The 20011-nt window shown below is 51.3% G+C and carries 21 protein-coding genes; 17 read left to right on the top strand and 4 right to left on the bottom strand.

The genetic code is table 11. From position 1 onward, the window contains the following. Positions 1–158: 158 nt before the first annotated feature. The 4 genes from ETC02_RS06635 (at position 159) to ETC02_RS06620 (ending at position 5721) form a co-directional block, all read left to right on the top strand. On the top strand, positions 159–1532 hold the full coding sequence (locus tag ETC02_RS06635; protein ID WP_020279260.1) for a UDP-glucose dehydrogenase family protein: 1374 nt from the start codon (positions 159–161) through the stop codon (positions 1530–1532). 256 nt (positions 1533–1788) lie between these two features. Continuing rightward, on the top strand, positions 1789–3117 hold the full coding sequence (locus ETC02_RS06630; protein ID WP_014196895.1) for a helix-turn-helix domain-containing protein: 1329 nt from the start codon (positions 1789–1791) through the stop codon (positions 3115–3117). Positions 3118–3273: 156 nt separating this feature from the next. Next, on the top strand, positions 3274–4503 hold the full coding sequence (locus ETC02_RS06625; protein WP_033026504.1) for a hydantoinase/carbamoylase family amidase: 1230 nt from the start codon (positions 3274–3276) through the stop codon (positions 4501–4503). A 33-nt stretch (positions 4504–4536) separates the two neighbouring features. Further along, positions 4537–5721, top strand: coding sequence for a M20 family metallopeptidase (locus ETC02_RS06620; protein WP_171698139.1), 1185 nt, complete (start codon positions 4537–4539; stop codon positions 5719–5721). Between the two features lie 187 nt (positions 5722–5908). Here the strand turns inward: ETC02_RS06620 and ETC02_RS06615 are convergent, their stop codons facing one another. Then, positions 5909–6193 carry a PIN domain-containing protein gene (locus ETC02_RS06615; RefSeq protein WP_050367907.1) on the bottom strand — a complete coding sequence of 95 codons (285 nt, stop codon included), beginning with the start codon at positions 6191–6193 and terminating at the stop codon, positions 5909–5911. Continuing rightward, positions 6136–6627, bottom strand: a complete 492-nt coding sequence (locus tag ETC02_RS06610; RefSeq protein ID WP_171698133.1) for a hypothetical protein — start codon at positions 6625–6627, stop codon at positions 6136–6138. Before ETC02_RS06610 ends, ETC02_RS06615 begins: the two co-directional genes overlap by 58 nt. Positions 6628–7144: 517 nt before the next feature. On the opposite strand from ETC02_RS06610, the gene ETC02_RS06605 reads away from it, so the two are divergent. From ETC02_RS06605 to ETC02_RS06550, 13 genes are all read left to right on the top strand, one after another. Next, entirely contained in the window at positions 7145–7597 is a 453-nt protein-coding gene (locus ETC02_RS06605) for a VanZ family protein (protein WP_050367906.1), read from the top strand. An 87-nt stretch (positions 7598–7684) separates the two neighbouring features. Then, positions 7685–7801: a DUF3789 domain-containing protein gene (locus ETC02_RS17670; RefSeq protein WP_013146530.1), complete on the top strand. Its 117-nt coding sequence runs from the start codon at positions 7685–7687 to the stop codon at positions 7799–7801. 308 nt (positions 7802–8109) lie between these two features. Next, entirely contained in the window at positions 8110–9099 is a 990-nt protein-coding gene (locus ETC02_RS06600) for a LacI family DNA-binding transcriptional regulator (RefSeq protein ID WP_050367905.1), read from the top strand. Further along, positions 9096–9989, top strand: a complete 894-nt coding sequence (gene rbsK / locus ETC02_RS06595; protein ID WP_050367904.1) for a ribokinase — start codon at positions 9096–9098, stop codon at positions 9987–9989. Before ETC02_RS06600 ends, rbsK begins: the two co-directional genes overlap by 4 nt. After that, a complete protein-coding gene (gene rbsD / locus ETC02_RS06590) occupies positions 9989–10399 on the top strand; it encodes a D-ribose pyranase (RefSeq protein WP_011232699.1) in 411 nt (136 codons plus the stop codon). The genes rbsK and rbsD overlap by 1 nt, the downstream gene beginning before the upstream one ends. 21 nt (positions 10400–10420) lie before the next feature. Continuing rightward, positions 10421–11914 carry a sugar ABC transporter ATP-binding protein gene (locus tag ETC02_RS06585; protein ID WP_033011361.1) on the top strand — a complete coding sequence of 498 codons (1494 nt, stop codon included), beginning with the start codon at positions 10421–10423 and terminating at the stop codon, positions 11912–11914. Further along, the gene (gene rbsC / locus ETC02_RS06580; protein ID WP_033011364.1) at positions 11911–12855 is read left to right on the top strand and encodes a ribose ABC transporter permease; all 945 of its coding nucleotides are present in this window, start codon (positions 11911–11913) and stop codon (positions 12853–12855) included. The genes ETC02_RS06585 and rbsC overlap by 4 nt, the downstream gene beginning before the upstream one ends. Before the next feature lie 34 nt (positions 12856–12889). Beyond that, positions 12890–13825, top strand: coding sequence for a ribose ABC transporter substrate-binding protein RbsB (rbsB, locus tag ETC02_RS06575; RefSeq protein ID WP_033011366.1), 936 nt, complete (start codon positions 12890–12892; stop codon positions 13823–13825). A 968-nt stretch (positions 13826–14793) separates the two neighbouring features. Beyond that, positions 14794–15177: a DUF1360 domain-containing protein gene (locus ETC02_RS06570; protein ID WP_033011368.1), complete on the top strand. Its 384-nt coding sequence runs from the start codon at positions 14794–14796 to the stop codon at positions 15175–15177. Positions 15178–15374: 197 nt separating this feature from the next. Then, complete coding sequence (locus tag ETC02_RS06565) at positions 15375–15722, top strand: ArsR/SmtB family transcription factor (protein ID WP_033011370.1); 348 nt, start codon at positions 15375–15377, stop codon at positions 15720–15722. A gap of 21 nt (positions 15723–15743) precedes the next feature. Beyond that, entirely contained in the window at positions 15744–16811 is a 1068-nt protein-coding gene (gene arsB / locus ETC02_RS06560) for an ACR3 family arsenite efflux transporter (RefSeq protein WP_171698138.1), read from the top strand. Positions 16812–16826: 15 nt separating this feature from the next. Then, a complete protein-coding gene (gene arsC, locus ETC02_RS06555; protein WP_033011375.1) occupies positions 16827–17246 on the top strand; it encodes an arsenate reductase (thioredoxin) in 420 nt (139 codons plus the stop codon). Positions 17247–17457: 211 nt separating this feature from the next. Further along, the gene (locus ETC02_RS06550; protein WP_100660080.1) at positions 17458–17895 is read left to right on the top strand and encodes a DUF4275 family protein; all 438 of its coding nucleotides are present in this window, start codon (positions 17458–17460) and stop codon (positions 17893–17895) included. A gap of 95 nt (positions 17896–17990) precedes the next feature. Here the strand turns inward: ETC02_RS06550 and ETC02_RS06545 are convergent, their stop codons facing one another. Together ETC02_RS06545 and gloA2 are read right to left on the bottom strand one after the other, a co-directional pair. Next, complete coding sequence (locus ETC02_RS06545; protein ID WP_171698137.1) at positions 17991–18977, bottom strand: Gfo/Idh/MocA family protein; 987 nt, start codon at positions 18975–18977, stop codon at positions 17991–17993. A 97-nt stretch (positions 18978–19074) separates the two neighbouring features. Then, positions 19075–19461, bottom strand: a complete 387-nt coding sequence (gloA2, locus tag ETC02_RS06540; RefSeq protein WP_025038921.1) for an SMU1112c/YaeR family gloxylase I-like metalloprotein — start codon at positions 19459–19461, stop codon at positions 19075–19077. Between the last annotated feature and the right edge of the window lie 550 nt (positions 19462–20011).

Here is a 20011-nt window from a genome sequence, read left to right as displayed (position 1 = left end):
GTGCAACCGGGGGGGTGGCTCCTCCCGGTTTTCTTTTGGCCGCAGAGCACAACCGGTGAACTCAGCGGCTAGGCGAAAACAATGAAAATCCCCAGGCGATTCGATATAATGAGAACAAGCGACAATAGCCGCAATGGATCAAAAAGGTGTGAGGAACGATGAAAATCACGATCGCCGGGGCGGGGTATGTTGGGCTTGTGACCGCCGCCTGCCTGGCTGATAAAGGTCATGATGTCATATGCGTGGATGTCAATGAGGAAAAAATTCGGCGGTTGAATGAAGGAATCGTCCCCATTTATGAACCGGGGCTCGAACCGCTCATCCAACGGAACAGCGCCCGCCTTCGCTTTACCACAGACGATGCGGAAGCGTATCGATGGGCGGAAGTGATCATGGTCGCGGTCGGCACCCCGCCGCTGCCGGACGGATCGGTCAAGCTCGATGACGTATGGGAAACGCTGCGCCGCATCGCCGCGTCGGCCGAACGCGACTGCCTTGTGGCCATCAAATCGACCGTGCCAGTCGGTACGGGAGACGAAGCGGCTCGCTTTTTGGCGGAACACGGACGCGGGGGGGTGCGTATCGATGTCGTTTCCAATCCGGAGTTTTTGTCACAAGGAACGGCGGTGCGCGATACGTTGCAGGCGCCGCGCATTGTGTTAGGCGTCGAATCGGAGAGAGCTGAGCGGATAATGAAGGACCTCTACGCCCCGTTTGCGCTCCCGTACGTTGTCACCGACCGCAAAAGCGCAGAGATGATCAAGTACGCTGCCAATGTGTTTTTGGCGCTGAAAATTTCGTACATCAACGAGATCGCCAACGTATGCGAGTTGGTAGGGGCCGACATTCAGGCGGTGGCGGAAGGAATCGGCATGGATCCGCGCATTGGCCGCCGCTTTTTGCGCGCCGGCGTCGGCTACGGCGGCTCTTGCCTGCCGAAAGATACGAAGGCGCTTTATGCGTTGGCTGCCTCCCATGGCTATTCGCTCAAAACCGTGTGGGCGGCGATGGACGTCAATGAGAAACAAAAATGGAAGCTTCTTGACAAAGCGCGTCCGCACATCGGAGATTTTCGCAACCGGACTGTTGCTGTGCTTGGCGCCGCATTCAAGCCCGGCACTGACGATGTGCGCGAATCGCCGGCATTGGCGAACATCGAACGGCTCATTGCCGAAGGAGCCGACGTGCGCGTCTGGGACCCGGCCGCCCTCGGTCATGTCTCGCGCCGTTTTGGCGATGCGGTTGTTTGTTGCGAGACAATGGAGGAAGCCATTCGCGGCGCGGATGTTTGTTTCATTTTCACCGAATGGCCGGCTGTGCTGCAATTTGACCTTCACCGTTACAAGACGCTGATGAATCGGCCAATTGTGCTTGACGGGCGCAACTGCTACGACCCGAAACAAGCCGACGCCGCCGGCCTCATCTACGAGTCGATCGGTCGGCCGGTGGGGCATAGGCAGCTGAAAGTGGATCGGGCTGTTGACGTTCTCCAGTGCGCCTCAGCTGCCTTTTTCCACAAACAAAGTGAATAGGGATGCCGCTTAATTGTCCCGTTCGCATCGCCACGACGGCTTTTTTGTAAAAAAGGGAATAAGGCGGTCTGTCCGTTCGATGGAAGTGGGATAGTAGACATGCCGGCGGGCGCGGGGCATCAATCGCCGTTTCAAAGAAAGAGAAGGTTATGTTTCCAGTGGTTTTATGGGAAAACGTGGGGTCGTGGCCCGCCACTTTGAAAGCGGAGACAGGCGGGGAAGAGAGCGGCTGAAGAAGCCGTCTTTTCCCACCGCTATGGGCAGGCGGCAAAAGGAGGGATGTATCATCCGCATTCGCTTAGGTCTGTTTGGTGCGGACGATTCGCTGTCAATTATTCAGGCGGTGGCGCAAGAGTACAAAGAGCTTGTTTGCGTTCCCGTTGTGTATTGGGATGAAAGTGAAGTGATCGATTTGATCCGCCCGCTCGCGTCAGAAGTTGATATGTGGCTGTTTTCCGGACAAGTGCCGTATTCGATCGTCAAGCAGTCCAGTGAGGTCGATGCGCCGCTGTTTTATGTGCCACATATTGGTGCCAGCTTGTACCGCACACTGCTGCAGGCGCACTATACGGAGCAGATTCCGGTCAGCCGGCTTAGTTTTGACACGTACGAGCGCCGCGAAATCGAACGGCTGCTCGAAGAGGCGGGCATCGAGGAGCCGATTCCATACGTCAAGCATTACGAGGGAGGCATTTCGGCCCAGGAACTGTCCGACTATCATTACACCCTTTGGAAACAAGGGAAAACGGAAGCAGCGGTCACCTGTTTGCGGACAGCCCATCTCGAACTGGAGAAACTCGGAATGCCGGTGTATCGGGTATTGCCTGCCCGCTCGGCGGTGGAAGCGGTCATCCAAACCATCATTCGCACCGGACAGATGCTGCAGGTGCAAGATGCGCAAATCGCCGTGCAAATGATTGAAGTCGATGCGATGCAGGCGGCCTCCCCAGAGACATTTTCGACCGATGACATATATCGTCTGGAGATGAAGACAACGGAAAAATTGCTACGGTATGCAAAAAAAGTCCAAGGGTCGCTGAAAAGCGCCGGGCCGGGCCGCTATGTCATTTTTACGACAAGGGGCGCATTAAAAGAGATCACCGATGGCTATAAAACGGTCCCCTCGGCGGAGGAGACGGAGCTCTTGTACAGCGAGGTCATCGCGTGCGGAATCGGCATCGGCCGAACGGCGTATGAGGCCGAAATTCAGGCTGGGAAGGCGTTTTTGCATGCGAAACAAAGCGGACGGGGTGCGTGGATGGTGGTGTTTGATGACGGAACGATCTCGGGTCCGTTAGGAAAAAGTGTGCACCTCCGCTATTCGCTCGGCGGCGGAGAACTGCGGCAGCTGGCGGAGCGGACGGGATTAAGCGCCGCGACGCTCTGCAAATTGAAAGCAATATTGCAAAAACGAGGAACCAACGAGATCGAAGCGCATGAGTTGGCCTCTTACATGGGGATTGTGCCGCGCAGCGCCCGCCGGATTTTAAACCAATTGGAGACCGTGGGCCTTGCCGAAGTGGCCGGGGAAACAAACCCGTATCCGCGCGGGCGTCCGCGCAAAGTATACCGCATTTTCTTATAATTGCTCGATCAGCTTCTGCCTTTAGCGACAGGCAGAAGTTTTTTGTTGTCTTGAAGGCGTTTGTATTATTTGTATTATTTGAAAATTTCATCTGTTTCCATTATAATTAAGGACATATCCGAAAATTATCCGTAATTGGCGTGAGGGGAGGATAGCTTGATTCAAGGGGAACGTCTTTGGCAACGGCTCATGGAACTAGGGGAGGTCGGCAAGCAACCAAGCGGCGGCGTCACGCGCCTCTCGTTCACTGCTGAAGAGCGGCGGGCCAAAGATCTCGTCGCTTCCTACATGCGCGAAGCCGGGCTTTTCGTATATGAAGACGCGGCTGGCAACTTGATCGGACGGAAAGAAGGGACGAATCCGGATGCCACGGTCGTCCTTGTTGGATCTCATCTCGATTCGGTTTACAACGGCGGCTGCTTTGATGGACCGCTCGGGGTGTTGGCCGGCGTGGAAGTCGTTCAGACGATGAACGAGCACGGTGTTGTGACGCACCACCCAATTGAAGTAGTGGCGTTCACTGACGAAGAGGGAGCGCGCTTTCGTTTCGGCATGATCGGCAGCCGCGCCATGGCCGGAACACTGCCGCCGGAAGCGCTCGAGTGCCGCGACGCGGAAGGGATTTCCCTCGCTGAAGCGATGAAACAGGCGGGGCTTGACCCGGACCGCTTGCCGCAGGCAGCGCGAAAACCAGGAACGGTGAAAGCCTATGTCGAATTGCATATCGAACAAGGACGGGTGCTTGAGGAGACAGGACTTCCAGTTGGCATCGTCACTGGCATCGCCGGTCTGATTTGGGTGAAATTTACCATCGAAGGAAAGGCGGAACATGCCGGCGCCACGCCGATGTCATTGCGGCGCGACCCGATGGCGGCGGCCGCCCAGATCATCATAGTGATCGAAGAGGAAGCAAGACGAACAGGGACAACGGTCGGTACTGTAGGACAGTTGCATGTATATCCGGGCGGTATTAATGTCATTCCGGAACGGGTCGAATTTGTGCTCGATTTGCGCGACTTGAAGGCTGAGGTGCGCGATCAAGTATGGAAAGCCATAGCCGTGCGGGCAGAGACGATCGCCAAGGAGCGGAACGTCCGCGTCACGACCGAGCGGCTGCAAGAAATGCCGCCGGTGCTATGTTCCGATGAGGTGAAGCGCGCGGCGGAGGCGGCGTGCCAAAAGCTTGGCTACCCGTCGTTTTGGCTGCCGAGCGGCGCAGCCCATGACAGCGTACAGTTGGCTCCGATTTGCCCAATCGGGATGATTTTTGTCCGCTCCCAAGACGGAGTGAGTCATAGTCCGGCGGAATGGAGTACTAAAGAAGACTGCGCCGCTGGAGCAGAGGTGCTTTATCATACAGTGTGGCAACTGGCCCAAGGGGAATAACGAAAAAGACAAACGAACAGGGGGAGACCATGGATGACAAGTGAAGAAATCAAACGACTCGTCGATGAAGTGAAAACGGACGTCATCGCCTGGCGCCGTCATTTGCATGCCCATCCGGAATTGTCGTTCCAAGAAGAGAAAACAGCGCAGTTTGTCTATGAGACGCTGCAATCATTCGGTCATCTTGAACTTTCGCGGCCGACGAAAACGAGCGTCATGGCGCGGCTCATTGGCCAACAGCCAGGCCGGGTCGTCGCCATTCGCGCTGATATGGACGCATTGCCGATTCAAGAGGAAAACACGTTTGAGTTTGCCTCAAAAAACCCAGGCGTGATGCATGCGTGCGGACATGACGGCCATACGGCGATGCTTCTCGGGACGGCGAAAATTTTCTCCCAGCTGCGCGATGACATTCGCGGTGAAATCCGCTTTTTGTTCCAACACGCGGAAGAATTGTTCCCCGGCGGGGCGGAGGAGATGGTGCAAGCTGGTGTCATGGACGGGGTGGACGTCGTCATCGGCACTCACCTTTGGTCGCCGCTCGAGCGCGGAAAAATCGGCATTGTGTATGGGCCGATGATGGCCGCACCCGACCGCTTTTTCATCCGCATCATCGGCAAAGGCGGCCACGGGGCGATGCCGCACCAAACGATCGATGCGATCGCCATCGGAGCGCAAGTCGTGACGAACTTGCAGCACATTGTCTCGCGCTATGTCGACCCGCTCGAGCCGCTTGTTCTGTCCGTGACGCAATTTGTGGCGGGTACGGCGCATAATGTCCTGCCTGGGGAGGTCGAAATCCAAGGGACAGTGCGCACGTTCGATGAGACGCTGCGGCGCACGGTGCCGCAATGGATGGAGCGCATTGTCAAAGGGATCACCGAAGCGCACGGCGCCTCGTATGAGTTTCGATTTGACTACGGCTACCGCCCGGTCATCAACTACGATGAAGTGACCCGCGTCATGGAGGAAACGGCGTGCGAGCTGTTCGGCGAAGAGGCAGTGGCCCGCTTGAAACCGAACATGGGCGGCGAAGATTTCTCCGCCTTTTTGCAAAAAGCGCCCGGCAGCTTTTTCTACGTCGGCGCGGGCAATGTAGAAAAAGGCATCGTTTACCCGCACCACCACCCGCGCTTTACGATTGACGAAGACGCGCTTGAGATTGGCGTGCAAATGTTTGTCGCGGCGACGTTGAAACTGTTGGCGGAAGCAGAGTAGGATGCTTCCGCTTTTTTGTACATCATAAAGGCGGATCGATATATTGCATGCTCTTTCTCTGTCGCTAATTCACATGGTTGAACTTGGTGTAGCTCACATGAGTGGATAAAGGAAATAAAGAGAGCATGGGGACTCTTTGCCTTCCTTAATGTTTGTTTTGGGCTTCGATTCGATCAAGACGACAAGGCTAGGCGATTTTGACAATTTTTGTGATCGGTGCTAGGTCGAGGTCTTGGTTGTAAAGAGCGTGGACAAAATCGCCGTCAAGCGTAGCGAAGTAGTCATAATGATGGTATGTTGCAATGGCGTAGTGCAAGGCATCATAGGCTTCGAGCTGAAGGAGCCGCATTTGAGCCAAGGCTAAATCTTGAATGTTGGCATCTGTTGTTAGGAATTCGATGCGGAAATGTTGCCTTATGGCAGATAAAAATTCATTATATCGATCAATGGAACTGTTGTAGAAGATTTGCAACTTGTTTCTTTGTGATAATTCATCTTCACTAATTTGATTAATTCTGAAATATTAATAGAAACGTTCTTCTTGTAGAATTTTGGAATATGTTTTTTCCAAACGTTATATAGGAAGGATACGCTTTCTTCTAATTCTCCAAGGTGATGATTTTGGCGAGACTTTGAACGTAAATTGGATTGATTTTTATGGTAGATTTCTAATGGTAATAGAATTTCTTGAATGAATAAGTTATGTACCACTTCCCCAAATACATGTGTACTTATCCCTAATTTCGTTACACCTTCGTTATGCCATTTTTGAAGGATTTCACATACCTTATCTCCCCTTGGATCATCGGAGTCCATATAGGCCAAAATAAAACAAGCATCGATGTATATAGACGCTTGTCCAAAATGTTCATCTATGGCATCTTCATATGTCATCACAAACGACATAATCGGCTACCGTCCTTGTTTGTAGATGTCCACTAATTTTTTGCCAAAGGGAGAAGGTTTGGCTATTTTTTTCCGTAATTCGGCAAATGAAAGATCCTTATCCGGTTTGTTGGCCTGTTCCGTGCAAGACAGTGTCACCCTCATTTTCGTTTCCAAAGCGGAGGGCATATTGATCACCTCATTGATTCTCCTTTCTAAAAATTATAATGCTGGCCAGAAAAAATGTACAGATTTTTCTTTTACTACTATACCCTTGTTCATGAAAACATAAACAGGGAGAGAATCTCCCTTAAAAGGGGAATGGGTGAAAGAAAAGGGGGGAACGGAAAAGAAGTCTTCTTTCCAGCCTGTGAGCGAACGATTTTAAAACAATGGTGAAGCAGCTTTCAAAAAAGAAAATGGAAAAATATCACCATCCCTGTTATGATGGTAAAGGGTTTAGCGAACAAGGTGTCTACTTTCGTTTGTTGTTTAGGTACCTTGTTTTGTTGGTAAAAAGGTGTTGGCAGGTGAAACGATGAGAGATTTCCTTTCCCGCTGGCTCCCCGTCATTCTCTGGTGTGTCGTCATTTACACGTTCAGCGAGTCTTCCTGGTTCACTGGGGCGAATACGGCGCATGTGCTGCAGATGATTTTATCGTACTTGTCGTTTGGCGGCGGGGATGAAGAGGGGCCGTCATTTTTGAACTTTTTGATTCGCAAAGCGGCGCATTTGACGGAGTTTGGCATTTTGGCCGCGCTTGTATGGCGGGCGCTGTCGCCCAAGCGGTTTGCGTATGCAGGCGCTTGGCTGTTTGCGACCGCCTACGCGGCGACCGATGAGTGGCACCAATCGTTTGAACCAGGGCGGACGGCGACGCCAAAAGACGTGGCGATTGATTCGTGCGGGGCGCTGATTGCGCTTTTGATCGTCTTTGTTTGCCGCCATTGGTTAAGGACAAAGCATCGTGCGGTCAAACGCGGCGTATAATAGAACAAAGCTCTCCCATCGTATAGATTTAGATGTAAACGGAAAGAATGGCCAATAACGAGTATGCGAGAAAAGGGAGAGAGGGCCATGGTCGCGTTTATCGCGGGAATGTTTGTCGGCTCGTTCGTGATGCTCGTCATCATGAGCATGATGGTGGCCGCGAAACGGGCGGATGAAGCGAGCGAACGGTGGAGGGAAAAGTGAGAAGTCCCTTGCGGCAGGCAAGGGATTTTTTTTGAAAATGCTGTGCGATCATGTTTACGTCAGCTTGCAAAAAAGGCCGCACATTGTTTGAGGACCGCCGTGAAAGACCGACGAAGTACAACGGATTCGAAAAGTTGAAGGGGATAAAATGATGTTTTTGTTGCAAAGTTTTTCAGTTTGAGAAACGTTGCTGGGGAGCAACATTTCCCCTTAAATCACTAGTATTTAAAAAAAGCTTGATGGCGCACAAAAAATCGGATATACTATGTGTAACCGGTTACACATAGACAGAAAAGAAGGAATCGAACATGGCAACGATTCGTGATGTGGCAAAGCGTGCAGGTGTCTCCGTCGCCACCGTTTCGCGGGTGTTAAATCAAAATGGATATGTTAATGAGGAAACGGAAAGACGGGTTAGACAGGCGATGAAAGAGCTCAATTATAAACCGAATGAAGTGGCGAGAGCTTTGTTCAAAAAAACATCCAAAACCGTCGGATTGATTGTCCCGGATATTACGAACCCGTTCTTTCCCGAGCTCGTTCGCGCGGTGGAAGATGTGATGAATATTTATGACTATACGGTCATTCTATGCAATTCGGATGAGAAAGTAGAAAAAGAACGAGAATACATCGAAGTGTTAAAGCAAAAATATGTGGACGGCGTCATTTTGACCACTAATCAGTTAGCGCCGGAAGAAGTTGAGGAATGGGATGTTCCGATTGTCGTGCTCGACCGTCCGCTGCATGAACGTTATCCGTCGGTGGTCGCGGATAATTACGAGGGAGCTCGTTTAGCGACGCGACATTTGTATGAAGTGGGCTGCCGGCGGATTGCCCATATTCAAGGGCCCAACCACGTGGTGAACGCCATGGAGCGTTTCCGCGGCTATCAAGATGAAATGAGGGCGTTAGGGCTGGGAGATCGGCAGCTCGTCATTCAAGGGAATTACCAGTTGAAGCAGGCGAAAGAAGCGGTGATGGCCGCGTTGGCTGAGCAGGAGATCGACGGCATTTTTGCCGGCAACGATGCGATGGCGGTCGGTGCTTTGAAAGCGGTTCAGCAATACGGGCTGCGGGTTCCGGATGATATTGCCATTATTGGCTACGACGGCATCCCGCTGACGGAAATGACAACACCCGAACTATCGACCGTGTCTCAGCCTATTTACGAAATGGGGGCCATGGCGGCAAGAATTTTAATTAAACAAATTGAGGGGAAGCCGCTTGAGAAGCTCCATTATCAACTTCCGGTTCAACTTGTGGTGCGGCAGTCGACGTCAAGGAGGGGATTGACTTGAACAAACCAACCATTACGGTGATCGGCAGCATCAACATGGACTTAGTCACTGTGGCGGCACGGTTTCCAAACCAAGGAGAGACGATTTTAGGCGAACAGTTTCTCACCACTCCCGGTGGCAAAGGGGCGAACCAGGCGGTGGCCGCCGCCCGCCTCGGCGCCAATGTGCGGATGATTGGCGCGGTCGGGGATGATGCGTTTGGGCAAGCGCTCATCCATTCGTTACAAAATGAAGGCGTTTCCGTCGATTATGTGAAACCGGTTACACATGGGAGTACAGGCATTGCTTCCATTACGATTTCTGAGCGGGACAATCGGATCATCGTCGTTCCTGGGGCGAATCATGCGCTTACGCCGGAGGATCTGGATCCATATGAATCCGTGATCGCCGAAAGCGATGTGTGCTTACTGCAGCTGGAAATCCCGCTTCCCGTTGTGGAACGGGCGGTTTCGATCGCTCATCGCCATGGCGTGCGCGTCATCGTCAACCCCGCTCCGGCCCAGCCACTGCCGCCGTCGGTGCTTGAGCAGGCGAGTTTCTTGACGCCCAATGAACATGAACGGACGATTTTGTTCGACAAGATGGACGAAGAAGCGTTTGCCGATAAGCTGATTGTCACCGAAGGGGCAAAAGGGGTGCGCATTTGGCAAGATGGACAAGAACGGCTCATTCCAAGTTTCCAAGTTCCCGTCGTGGATACGACGGGCGCGGGCGATACGTTTAACGGTGCGCTTGCCGTGGCGTTGGCAGAAGGGAAGCCGCTTGATGAAGCGTGTCGGTTTGCCAATGCAGCGGCGGCCTTGTCGGTGACGAAACTTGGGGCGCAAGCTGGGATGCCGAGACGGCAAGAGGTTGAATCATTTTTGTCCAGACAGAAGGAGAGTCAGTGATGAAAAAAAGCGGGATTTTGAATAAAGAATTGAACACGCTGCTTGCCTCGCTCGGGCACACCGATACGATCGTGATTGCCGATTGCGGGTTGCCGATTCCGAACGAACAGGCGCGCATCGACTTGTCTCTCGTCAAAGGGTTTCCGCCCTTTTTATCCGTGTTGGATGCGGTTGTTGATGAATTGGAAATTGAAGCAATCGTACTAGCCGAGGAGATCAAAGACCAGAATCCGGATTTATACGAAAGCATCAGGGCAAGAATGGGTGGTGTGCCTGTGCAGTTTGTTCCTCACGAACAATTCAAAGCGATGACGAAGCAGGCGAAAGCGGTGATTCGCACAGGAGAGGCAACCCCCTATGCCAATATCATTCTGCGTTCCGGTGTAAGTTTTTCATCGAAAGATTTCTGAAGGAAAAGGAGGGCAGAAACGATGAGGCCCTTGATTGACATGCGGTCGATTCAAAAATCGTTTGGCGCCAATATCGTTCTGAATGGCGTTGATTTTGAAGTGCTTCCTGGAGAAGTGCATGCGTTGATGGGAGAGAACGGAGCGGGGAAATCGACGCTCATCAAGGTGTTGACCGGCATTTATGAGCGAGATGGGGGAACGATTGTTGTCAACGGGCGCGAAGTGCATTACCGTCATCCGAAAGAGGCGGAACGCGACGGGATTGTCGTGATTCATCAAGAGTTGAATGTCATTCCAACATTGACGGTGGCCGAAAACATTTTTCTTGGCCGCGAGCCGAAAATCGGGAGAACGGGTGTCATTCGTTATAAAGAAATGGAGCAACAGGCCGCTTCCTATTTGCGGAGATTAGGGATGGACCTTGACCCACGAGAACTCGCCGGTCGGTTGTCTGTCGGAAAACAGCAAATGATCGAAATTGCCAGGGCCATTTCGACGAATGCGAAGTGCCTTATTATGGATGAACCGACAGCGGCGCTGACGGAACGGGAAATTCAGGCTTTATTTTCTGTCATTCGCACCTTGAAACAGCAAGGCGTCGCGGTTGTTTACATTTCACATCGGATGGAAGAGATTTTTACCATTTGCGACCGGATTTCGGTTCTCCGCGATGGCCAGTTCATCGGAACGAAACGAGTAAAGGAAACGAACTTCGATGAAATTGTTCAAATGATGGTCGGGCGGCAAATTGGGGAACGCTTTCCAAAACGGCGCGTCACCATTGGAGAAGAACGGCTGCGCGTAGAGCGGCTCACGAAAAAAGGATTGTTTGAGAATGTATCGTTTTCCGTGCGAGCCGGTGAAGTGCTTGGTGTGGCGGGACTGATGGGATCGGGGCGAACCGAGATCATGGAAGCGATTTTCGGAGCCAGACCATTCGATGAAGGAGACATCTATATCGACGGGCGCCCTGTGCGCATCCGTTCTCCGCGCCAGGCCGTCGAACATGGCATCGCCATGATTACCGAAGACCGAAAGCAAAAAGGGCTCATTCTCGAGATGAGCGTCCATGAGAATTTGACCTTGCCGAAGTTGGAACAATTGGCAACAGCGGGATTCATCCAGTCATCGAAAGAACGGGACGTGGTGTTGACATACATTCATCTGTTGGATATTAAAGCCTCTTCCCCAGATTTACCTGTGAAAGCATTGAGCGGCGGGAATCAACAAAAAGTCGTATTCGGCAAATGGCTGGCGATGAACCCGCGCATCCTCATTTTGGATGAACCGACTCGCGGCGTGGATGTCGGGGCAAAGCAAGAGATTTATGAAGTGATCAATGAATTGGCCGCCCAAGGCGCCGCGATCATTATGATCTCTTCTGAACTGCCGGAAGTATTGGGCATGAGCGACCGCGTCATGGTCGTCCATGAAGGGAAAGTGCAAGCGATTTTGGAAAACGACGGGTTGGATCAAGAAACCATCATGCGGGCGGCGACAGGGGGGAATCGATGATGGAAGCAAAGCGAAAATGGGATGTGAAAAAATTAGGGCCTCTCATCGGATTGTTTCTGCTATGCATCGTGCTTTCCATATTGAGCGATGACTTTTTGACGATGGACAACTGGCTCAATCTCCTGCGGCAAGTATCCATCAACGCCTTGATTGCCTTTGGGATGACGTTTGTCATTTTAACAGGAGGCATCGATTTATCAGTCGGTTCTGTGTTAGCGCTCTCAAGCGCGATCACAGCAGGAATGATGGCGCAAGGAATGAATGGTTTTGTCGCTATACTGGTGGGCCTATTAGCGGGTATGGTAATGGGAGTGTTGAATGGGGTGATCATCACCAAAGGAAAAGTCGCTCCTTTTATCGCTACGCTGGCGACCATGACGGCGTTTCGCGGCTTGACTCTCGTTTACACGGACGGTCGCCCGATTACAGGGTTTGCGTCTGATGACATCATGTTTCAGATGATAGGCCGCGGTTATTTCTTCGGCATTCCCGTACCTATTATATTGATGCTCATGGTCTATATCGCTTTGTATGTGGTATTGAAAAAGACTACATTTGGCCGCCATACGTACGCGGTTGGGGGGAACGAAGAAGCGAGCCGTCTATCGGGACTTCGCGTTGATCGACTCAAAATATATGTGTATGCCCTAACAGGGGCGTTATCTGCTTTGGCGGGGCTCATTTTAACTTCCCGTTTGAATTCCGCGCAGCCGACAGCGGGAACGGCGTACGAGTTGGATGCCATTGCGGCCGTTGTTTTAGGCGGCACCAGTTTGTCAGGAGGAAGAGGCTGGATTTTCGGCACGTTAGTCGGCGCCTTGATTATCGGTGTATTGAACAATGGATTGAACTTGCTCAATGTGTCGTCGTTTTACCAGCAAGTCATCAAAGGAGCGGTCATTCTTCTTGCGGTGCTGTTAGACCGCCGCAAAGAAGTATGATAGATGTTATCAAAAAATAAGGGGGAGTATGAAAATGCGAAAAGCAGTTGGTTTGTTAGCCACATTGTTGCTTGCAGGCGGCGTGTTGGGTGGATGTTCGCTCGACCAGAACAACGCATCGAGCGACAAAGGGAAAACGAAACCGGATGGGGAAGTGAAAATCGGTTTGTCCATTTCCACCTTGAACAACCCGTTCTTTGTCACATTAAAAGAAGGGGCTGAAAAAGCCGCCAAGGATGAAGGGGCAGAGCTGATTGTGGTTGATGCCCAAAATGATTCGGCGAAACAAATTAACGATATTGAAGACTTGATCCAGCAGAAGGTCGATGTGCTTTTGGTCAATCCGACGGACTCGAGCGCCGTGGCTTCTGCGATTGAATCCGCCAACAGCGCCAACATCCCGGTCATTACGGTCGACCGCAGCGCGGACGGCGGAAAAGTGGTCACCCATATCGCTTCTGACAATGTGGCTGGTGGGAAAATGGCGGCCCAATTTCTTGTCGATCACTTGAAAAACGGTGGAAACATTGTGGAATTGGAAGGGATTCCTGGTTCCTCGGCCGCTCGTGAACGTGGAGAAGGATTTCACCAAGTCATTGACAAAGCAGCCAATATGAAGGTCGTCGCCAAACAGGCGGCAGATTTTGACCGGGCGAAAGGACTGGCGGTCATGGAAAACATTTTGCAAAGCCATAAAGACATTCAAGCGGTTTTTGCGCATAATGATGAAATGGCCTTAGGAGCTTTAGAGGCGTTGCAAGCACATGGAATGAACAACGTCCTTGTGGTCGGATTCGATGCGACAGATGACGCAGTCAAAGCCGTGAAAGAAGGCAAAATGGCAGCCACGGTCGCGCAAAAACCGGCATTAATTGGCGAAAAAGCTGTGGAAGCCGCCATTCGCGTTCACAAAGGGGAGAAAGTGGAAAAATTTATTCCGGTTCCGCTCGAGTTGGTTCAAGGGCAATAATATGGGATTTTATCCGTGGTGCTAGTTGAGCTCTGACGCTCAACTAGCACCTGGGTTAATCAAAACAAAACTCTGGCAAAGCAAGCTCTTTGATCACTATGTATCTATTAAATGCCATGATAACGACGAAACGCATTAAGGACGCGATTAAAATCATAAGGGTGCATAATCCCGTAAAATTTCCGAAACCGAACGGTAGATGGAATTTCGTTATACCAGTCATACTGAACATATGATTGTGCCTTTAATCCAACATATTTCCAATAAACAATTGGTATTCGATAAGGGTATCGAGATGTTGGTTTTGATCTTGTGACTTTTAATCCAATAGCAATGGCTCGATTGCCTCTAAAACCCAAAATAAGAACAGGACGATATGTACCGCCCTGCCCTTCCTGAAAACGAAAATATATATCGTAAATACCACCCGGCTGCATCATTCTTCATCTAGCCACCGTTGATGCACAGGATTATCGGGATTCACAGTCACAACACCATCAGGGCTAACATCCAATAAAGGAGCAGAAGGCAACCGATCAAAACAAATGCTTGAACTTAAAGACGCATTGATGTTTGCGTATCGATTTCGCACAGCAGGTTTAGCATAAATCGATCTTAATGACGGTGCTCGCACATCTTTTCGCCTTGAGATGGCTGATCTTCGCAACTGGCGATGCTCCTTTCTGCGCATACGCTATCACCACCTTAGCAATAGCATATGCCTGTTTTGAAAAAACATGTACGAGACATACGCTGGCTATAATGTACATCTATTATAGCATATACAAGAGGGGATAACAAAACCAACCAATCTACAAAAATCCTTTGTTTCTACCTTGTTAGGGTGTGACATGTGAGTAGTGATTTCCGCTCTTTCCCTCGACCGGCTCCATTAACCATCGGAGGTCATAAAGAAACGCATCTTGGTTCATACTAAAGAAAAAGATGGAAAAAGAAAGGAACCCACCATGCTTCGTGAACTCGACTGGATGACGTACATCATGATCATTTTGGCCAGCTATCGGTTCACCCACTTGATCGTCTTTGATAAGATCACGGAGTTTATTCGCAATCCGTTTATGAAAAAAGAGACAATCCAACACGAAGACGGGAGTACGGAAATCAAGAAAGTGCCGAAATCGAAATTCGGCTATTTGTTGAACTGTTACTGGTGCGCGGGCGTATGGAGCGCGATGTTTCTCGCGCTTGGGTATTTATTCATCCCGAAGATCGCCATGCCGTTGATTTTTGTCTTTTCCATCGCCGGGGCGCAGGCGATTCTCGAGACGTTTGTCGGGGTCGGGACGAAGGCGATCGACCTTTTGTCAGCGGCGAAAAAGCGGATGGAGTGACATTGGCGGGCGTGCGGTGGAAACATGCGGCACGCTCGCTTTTCTTGCTTTTGTCGATACATCATGGTTGACTTATATAATTATTTAATTATATACTGATTGACAGAAACCATTTCATTGGTCGGCGTGGCCGTTTCATGATGGATGTTCGTTTTTATATAAGCAAATCATGATATGATGATGAATGGAGGGGTGATATGCCGCAACTCGCAATGGAGATAGGAGCAGCCGCTCGGGTGTTGAAGCTGCTCGGCGATCCGACGCGGCTGACGATTTTGGCGATTTTGAATCAGCGGGAGTGCTGTGTGTGCGAGCTGCTGGAGGTGTTTTCGTCAAGCCAGCCGGCGATCAGCCAGCATTTGCGCAAGTTAAAAGATGCCGGGCTGATCCAAGAGGAGCGGAGAGGGCAATGGGTGTATTATTCGCTCCGGCCGCAAAGCGAATACTACTCCCTGCTGCAAGCGGTGTTGTCGTACGTTCCGGATCAAGAGGAAAACATTCGCAAAATCGAGACAGCGAATCCTGCAGCCCGCTGCGGGTGCTGATGTTAAATGACGAGGTGAATGATGGTGGATTGTTGTGAACCGAAGCGGTTGTCGTTTTTAGACCGCTTTTTGACGGTATGGATTTTTCTTGCGATGGCGGTCGGGATCGCAGTCGGAATTTGGGCTCCTGGGTTGGTGGATGGATTGAATCGTCTGCAAGTCGGTACGACCTCGATTCCGATTGCGATTGGCTTGATTTTGATGATGTATCCGCCGCTCGCGAAAGTGCGCTACGAAGAGATGGGGCGCGTGTTCAAAGATGTGAAGGTGCTCGTTTTGTCCCTCGTGCAAAATTGGGTGATCGGCCCCATTCTCATGTTTTTGTTGGCGGTCGTCTTTTTGCCTGACAAGCCGGAGTATATGATCGGCTTGATTTTAATCGGGCTTGCCCGTTGCATCGCCATGGTCATCGTCTGGAACGATTTGGCGCGCGGCGACACCGAGTACGCAGCAGGACTTGTCGCCTTCAATTCACTGTTTCAAGTATTGTTTTTCTCGCTATATGCGTACGTGTTTGTGACGGTCATTCCGGGATGGATTGGGCTTGAGGGAGCCGTTGTCGAGATCACGATGGCGGAAGTGGCGAAATCGGTGTTTATTTACTTAGGCATCCCGTTTCTCGCTGGCATGGCGACAAGGTTTGTGCTTGTGAAAGCGAAAGGGCGGCGATGGTATGAAACAGTGTTTGTGCCGAAAATCAGCCCGCTGACGCTTGTTGCGCTTTTGTTTACGATCGTGGTGATGTTTTCGCTCAAAGGCGATATGATCGTCAGCTTGCCGCTTGATGTTGTGCGCATTGCGATTCCGTTGCTGCTTTATTTTGTCATCATGTTTTTTGTGTCGTTCTTTTTGGCGAAAAAATTGGGAGCCGGCTACCCGGTGTCGACGACGCTCGCGTTTACGGCGGGAAGCAACAACTTTGAGCTGGCCATTGCCGTCGCCATTGGGGTGTTTGGCATTCATTCGGGCGCGGCGTTTGCGGCAGTTATCGGTCCGCTCATTGAAGTGCCGGTGATGCTGGCGCTTGTCAACGTAGCATTGGCGTTTCAGCGAAAGTATTTTTCTTCGGGCAATCCAACATCAACGTAAAGGTGGGAACCAGCGATGAAGAAAAAAGTCATATACTTTTTATGCACCGGCAACTCATGCCGCAGCCAAATGGCGGAAGGCTGGGCCAAACAACTGTTAGGCGATGAATGGGATGTGTACAGCGCCGGCATTGAAGCGCATGGCCTCAATCCGAATGCGGTGAAAGTGATGAAGGAAGTCGGCATCGATATTTCGAAGCAAACGTCTGATGTCATCGACCCGGATCTCCTCAACCGCGCTGATTTGGTCGTGACGCTGTGCGGCCATGCGGCCGACCATTGCCCCGTCACCCCGCCGCACGTGAAGCGCGTCCATTGGGGCTTTGACGACCCGGCGAAAGCGGAAGGGACGGAAGAGGAGAAGCTGGCGGTGTTCCGCCGCGTCCGCGATGAAATTGGCGCGCGCATCCGCCGGTTTGCCGAGACGGGTGAATAGGGACGGTGCAACAAGGCGCAAAGAGCGGGGAAACTGTCTTGCATAGGGTGCGTAGCAACTGCTCGTCGAAGTGCGGCCGGAAACGGGGAATTGGCTGGGCGGACGAAAACCGCTCGGCGTGACAAAGATGGTGAGAAGCCATCTTGTTGATAGACGAAATGAGCACATCGATGAAGGCGGTGCCACATTAGGTCACTGGAGGAGAAACCAAATGGAGTTATTTCATCAGTTAGCTCGCCGAAACATCAAAATCCGCAAACAGTCCGGTTTCGGAGCGCAATGGCGACAACAGTGGGAAGAGGTGTTTGCCGGCCATTTGACTGCGGAAGAAAAACAACACATCCACCTTCATAATCGGAATGGAGTCAACGGCTACTTATGGCATGTGTTCAGCTATGGGATGAGAGGCTGTTTCACAGGAGAAGAAGCGGAAATGGCGTTTGATCAAGAAGAGAAAACGTGTTGCTATCTTTTCTTTCAACATGGCGACGATGCGTTCACCGTGGAGGATGCGTCCGGATTGAAAGCCGCCGATCTGGCAGCGGAAAACGACAAAATCGATCTATATGTGGTGGACAGCGAGTTCAACTGGACGTTTGTCATGACGCATGAAAGCGGATGGCTTGGCCCGTATTTTAGCAGAAGGTAACAGCCATGGCTTATCGGCGGCCAAGGAAATCCAATGAGACAGAAAGAAAAAGAGTTCCAACCGAGCCCCAGGAAGACTAGGTTGGAACCTTTTTATTATCGCTCGTCGGCCGGGAACACGATGCCGGTTTGTTTTCGCGCTTCGTCCATGATTTCCATCGTCCAAAGCGAATGGCGGTGTGAGTTGATGGACGACTCCCGTTCCCCGCTTTCGATGAGACGGATAAACTCTTCCGCCTCGTAATACATCGGCGGTTTGTCTTGCGGGACGGTGATGTCCTCGACGCGCCCGTCGCGGTAGCGGATTTCCGCTTTGGTCGGCGTATGGATGGCGTCAATGATCATACTTCCTTCTTCTCCTTGGATTTCCGCCGGCAAGTAGGAATTGGCGATTTTCGAATAAAAGACGATCCCATCCATCCCCCCGTAGTCGAAGACGATTGTTCCTTCGCCGTCTACCCCCGATTCAAGCTTGAGGCTTTGTGCTTTGAGGCTCTTCGGCTTGCCAAACAGCACCACCATCGGGTACAGGCAGTAGACGCCGATATCCATCAATGCTCCGTTCGAAAAAGCCGGATTGAAGGCGTTGAGCACCGTTCCTTGCTTATAGGCGTCATAGCGCGATGAATATTGGCAGTAGCTCGCCACATAACGGCGGATGCGGCCGAGTTTCGGCAAGTGCTCGCGGATGGACCGGAATGTGGGGAGCAGTGTCGCTTTCATCGCTTCCATCAACACGACGCCGTTTCGCTCGGCCGCTTCGATCATCGCCTTTACTTCTTTGGCGTTCGAGGCGAGCGGTTTTTCGCATAAGACGTGTTTGCCGTGGTTCATGAGCAAGATCGCCTGCTCGGCATGAAGTGCGTTCGGGCTCGCGATGTAGACCGCATCAATGTCAGGGCTGCTCGCCAGTTCGTGTAAATCAGTGAACGTGCGCGGCGCTCCGACTTTCTCGGCAAAACGCTTCGCTGTTTCCTCCGTCCGCGAGTAGACGGCGGCGAGTTCAATGGAATCGACGAGGCGCGCGGCGTCAAGAAATGCTTCGGTGATCCAGTTTGTGCCGATTGTTGCGAATCGCACCATATTGTTTCCCTCCTTGATCGTATCGACCCTCATTGTACCATAAATTAACGGAGGGGCTTCGTTTTGTCATCGTCATTGAGCAAGTGCGCTTTTCTCTCTAGTTTTCATACAGCTCGATCGGCAGCGCGTCCGGGTCTTGGAAGAAGGTGAACCGTTTTCCGGTCGCTTCATCAACGCGGACGGGTTCGGCATCGATGCCATGTTGGCGCAAGTAGGCAATGGCTTCATCGAGGTTGTCCACCGCCAAAGCAAGATGGCGCAGTCCGCACGCTTCTGGGCAACTTGGGCGCTTTGGCGGGTGTTCGAAGGAGAATAACTCAATCTGAATGCCGCCGTCCGCTTCTAAATCGAGTTTGTACGAGCGGCGCTCGGCGCGGTATTGCTCACGGATGGGGCGAAATCCGAGAATTTCAGTGTAAAATCGTTTCGACCGCTCATAGTCCGAGCAAATAATGGCGATATGGTGAATCGTGGCAAGACGCATGTCGACTCCTCCTATATAAGACGGGTGATGTATTGCAAAATACCGTTGAACTTATCCGTTTTTCAATTAGAGAAACCTTGTAGAACCAACTTTTTTTAAAAAATGCCGCTGATTTGCGCGTGACAGCCATTTTTCATTGGCCTTCTAGAAGGCTGGTGATTTAGTGAAAAGTCGCGGAAAACGGAATCTCTTCTCAAATTGAGAAATCCTGTAAAATCAACGCTTCTCTTTCAGCCGAAAGCAACGGGTTCGGCGAAATCGGTCGTTTTTCACCAGCCCTCTAGGATGTCGTTAAAAAGTGGCCTCCCACCGATGAAACCTGCATCGTTTTTACCAGCTTTCGATGCTTGGGGCGAATCGAACCGACAGTTATTATTTTGCGATAATGGAAACGCCTGTCGATGATTGTCGAAGCAGGCGAAAAATGTCCGCTCTCCTTATATTGACAGCCTGACAATCTATATACTATCATAAATCTTGTAGGTTAGAAAATTTGAAATATTCATTTGATATTTTGGCAGAAAAAGCGAATGTTCACCACGTTTTTTGT

It is taken from the genome of Geobacillus sp. DSP4a, assembly GCF_013096875.1.
GTDB lineage: Bacteria > Bacillota > Bacilli > Bacillales > Anoxybacillaceae > Geobacillus > Geobacillus thermophilus.
The sequence above is the reverse complement of the archived record's forward strand: the minus strand, read 5'-3'. Positions and strand labels throughout refer to the sequence as shown.